Source organism: Candidatus Darwinibacter acetoxidans (assembly GCF_041936445.1).
In the GTDB taxonomy this organism is placed as follows: Bacteria; Bacillota; Limnochordia; order Darwinibacteriales; family Darwinibacteriaceae; genus DTU010.
Genome location: NZ_JBHGXH010000307.1, coordinates 1 through 1,764, shown reverse-complemented (window position 1 = coordinate 1,764; position 1,764 = coordinate 1). Strand labels below are relative to the sequence as shown.

The following is a 1,764-nucleotide window of genomic DNA, read 5'->3' as shown; positions in this document are numbered from 1 at the left end:
TTGATCGAGCAGCTGCGCATTTGCGGCTACCACAATATTAGTGACGTGGAGTTTGCCATTTTTGAAACGAACGGCGATCTCAGCGTTATTCCCAAATCGCAGTGCCGGCCGCTGCAGCCGCGCGATCTGCAGATCGAGACCAAATACGAGGGCGTGCCCCATCCCTTGATCGTCGACGGCAATGTTAACCATGAAAACCTGGGAAAAACAAAGCTGGACCTGCTCTGGCTGCAGAACGAGATGAAGAAGCTGGGAATTGAAGACTTAAAAGATGTCCTTTTTGCCAGCCTGGATACGGAAGGGCAACTCTACGTGCAGCGAAAGGAGGATCCGAAAAGCCGGTGAAAACAGTATGGATCGCGGTGATCTTGTTCCTGGTCGTCCTTGCGGGCTCGGTTGTTCTTTTTATCTATACCACCGTTTTATACAATCAGCTGCAGGAGAACTTGCACCGGATTCACCGGGCCGTGGAAGAAGGGGACTGGGCGGCGGCGCACCGGGAATCAAGGCAGCTTCAAGAAATATGGGCCAAGACGGATGCTTCCTGGACCCCGATCATGGATCACCGCCAGGTGGATCATCTTGATCAATCGCTGACCAGGGTGATCAAGCTGGCGGAGCTGCGTAACCGGGAAGAGCTTCTGATCGAGGTGGCTGTGGCCATGCGTATGGCCAAAAGAATCAAGGATACCGAAGTGCCGACGATCAGGAATATCTTTTAAACGGCCCGTAGTCGGAAAGGCCGGCCGCAGGTCGGAGGTATACACCGTCCCTGCGGCCCCTGCATCTTATCTTGCTCCTGCATTACAATCCCATCAGCAGGCGGGCGAACCGGAAGTAGATGATCAAACCCACGGCGTCGGTCAGGGTGGTGATCATAGGAGAGGAGAACACGGCTGGATCCAGCCCCAACTTTTTCCCGATGATGGGCATGATCGCTCCGAGAGTGGAACTTACCGTGATGATTACCAGGATCGTGGCGGCAACGGTAAGACCCAAATTGGGGGAGCTGCCCAGCATCAGGGCCCGCAGGAAAGTGATCCCGGCCATGGGCAGGGCCAGGGCCAGCCCGAGGCGCATCTCCCGCCAAACTACTTTCAAGAAGTCGCCGCCGCGGATCTCCCCGACTGACATCGCCCGGATCACCAGGGTTGAGGTCTGGGTACCGGCATTGCCGGCAGTGTCGATCAGCAGGGGGATGAAAAAAGAGAGGGCCACCACCTGAGTAAGCAAACTTTCGTAATGACGGAGGATGTTCCCGGTAAAGGCTTCTGCGACAAAGAGCAGCAGCAGCCAGACAATCCGTTTGCGGAAGAAGATGGCCAATCCTGTTTTGAAATACGGGGTTTCTACAGGTTCGCTCCCGCCGAGCAGGTGGATATCCTCGGTGGCCTCTTCTTCGATCACGTCGATGATATCATCCACCGTGAGTATCCCCACCATTTTCCCGGTGCTGCTGATCACCGGCAGCGCGATCAGGTCGTAGCGGGCTACAAGTTGAGCGGCCTGCTCCTGGTCGAGTTCGGCCGGCACGGTGATCAACTTTCGCACCATGATCTCCTCCAGCCGCATGGCCGGATCTGCCAGGATCAACTGCCGGAGGGAGAGGACTCCGACCAGTTCTCCCAGGGGGCCGAGGATATAGATATAATTGTAAAGCTCGGCCGTGACTTGCACCTTGCGCATGTGCGAGAGGGTTTGCTCTACGGTCCACCAGCGGCGGGCGGCAATATAATCCACAGATGCCAGGCTGCCGGCGCTGTT

The 1,764-nt window shown here is 56.5% G+C and carries 3 protein-coding genes; 2 read left to right on the top strand and 1 reads right to left on the bottom strand.

Annotated features, from left to right (window positions below):
* Together ACE4YL_RS12795 and ACE4YL_RS12790 are read left to right on the top strand one after the other, a co-directional pair.
* The coding region (locus tag ACE4YL_RS12795) for a DUF421 domain-containing protein (protein ID WP_461369690.1) at positions 1-345 on the top strand (345 nt) is incomplete at its 5' end.
* On the top strand, positions 342-722 hold the full coding sequence (locus tag ACE4YL_RS12790; protein ID WP_461369689.1) for a DUF4363 family protein: 381 nt from the start codon (positions 342-344) through the stop codon (positions 720-722). The genes ACE4YL_RS12795 and ACE4YL_RS12790, both read left to right, overlap by 4 nt.
* Before the next feature lie 82 nt (positions 723-804).
* Here the strand turns inward: ACE4YL_RS12790 and mgtE are convergent.
* Positions 805-1,764 (bottom strand): magnesium transporter (gene mgtE, locus ACE4YL_RS12785; protein ID WP_461369688.1); only part of this gene is annotated, 960 nt, incomplete at its 5' end.